Below are 1528 nucleotides of genomic sequence, written 5' to 3' on the forward strand. Positions count from 1 at the left end.
CTAAAAAAAGAAGGAAAAACTGCAATAATGGTGACACACGACATAGCAGAAGCTATATCTTCATAAATGCTACTTTAGTTTCTAATACTTACCTTAAAATGTAAGCAGACAGATTAATCTATCTGCTTTTTCCATATACTCTCTCTAAAATTTTAAATTAAAAAATAAAATATCGTCGTTCTCCAGACTTTTTAAGCCACTGGAAGTCACGACATAAAAACGTAACAAAGCTAATACTCAAGTTTTGGCATCATTTTACTTAAAATTATATCAACTCTATATCTTCCCAATTTCTTGCAAATCCCATTTTATATAGTACATCATCAATACTTATTACAAATAGCTCTTTTGATAATTTGTTGAGTGCTTTTTTTATTTCAGACACCATTTCCTTAAATTCTTTATTCTTAAGAAGTATTTTTAATGTTATTAGTACAGCAAATAAATCTTTGTTTCCACACTTTGGTCTACCATACATCATTGGTATAGATAGACTCCTATGTATAGAATTTGTTCTTATATATATATGACTTCTAAAATCATATAATCTCTCATCATGTGCACATTTATTTCTACAAAGAGTTAATATGCCAAGTATACTTCTCAAATCAGCATCAGATATTCTATATATTCTCGATATATTTTGACGATCCGTTTGTTTCATACAGCTATAAAAATAGCTAATTGTTCCTAAAGATAAAATATTTACTAAAACCCATAAAGGAATATAACCATATTCAGACATATAATGATTTATTGCACCATGCTTGTCCACTTGTCTTGCAATATCAGATTGTACTGTCTTTATTAAATTAACAATTTTTTTTAGTTGTTTAGTATCCCCTCGAGTTAAATCAAAATTAGATGTTTTCAAATAATTATCATGTCCATATTTTTTTGAAAATTCATATGCTATTTGCGATTTTATTTGATTTTCTACTATTAAAATTCTTTTTAAAAATATCATTCTAAGTTCTCTATCAAATTTTTTATATAGAGCGTAAATTTCTGAAAATTTAGCTCCCCGCTTATATTTCTCTTCACTGGTAGCAGTACCAGGTGTTAAAATAAATAATTCTTTATATCCGTTAATAAGATTATAATAATTTATATTTTCTAGTATTCTTTTAGGGGTACCTGTATATGGCACCTGTAACCCTCTTCGTCATAAAATTTTGAGTTGTTGGTTGTGTGTTTTAAAAAATTTGTCTGCCATGAAAATCACTCTCCTGTACTTTTCCAAATATTATAGTAACATATTTACTATATTTTTACAACAAATTAAAAACTCTGATGCCAAAAACACCAGAGTTTAAACACAATATGTCAAAAAAGTTTATTTATCTATTGTATAATCATATAAAATAAAAATAAGGCCCTGGGCCTCGAAGGTTTCCAGAGCTCAATCTGTCTTTATCTTACTTTAATAATAACACAAATATAAATATTTGTCAATTTACATAAAAAATAGTTACTGTCAAGTAATAGTTGGCAATTTTTCTTTTTCAAAATTAATCATCCAATAATT

Annotated in this window: 1 protein-coding gene; it reads right to left on the reverse strand. The window is 26.9% G+C overall.

Annotated features, from left to right (window positions below; genetic code table 11):
- Positions 1–265: 265 nt before the first annotated feature.
- The gene (locus L21TH_RS07505; RefSeq protein ID WP_006313267.1) at positions 266–1150 is read right to left on the reverse strand and encodes an Abi family protein; all 885 of its coding nucleotides are present in this window, start codon (positions 1148–1150) and stop codon (positions 266–268) included.
- Between the last annotated feature and the right edge of the window lie 378 nt (positions 1151–1528).

Source organism: Caldisalinibacter kiritimatiensis, assembly GCF_000387765.1.
Lineage (GTDB): Bacteria > Bacillota > Clostridia > Tissierellales > Caldisalinibacteraceae > Caldisalinibacter > Caldisalinibacter kiritimatiensis.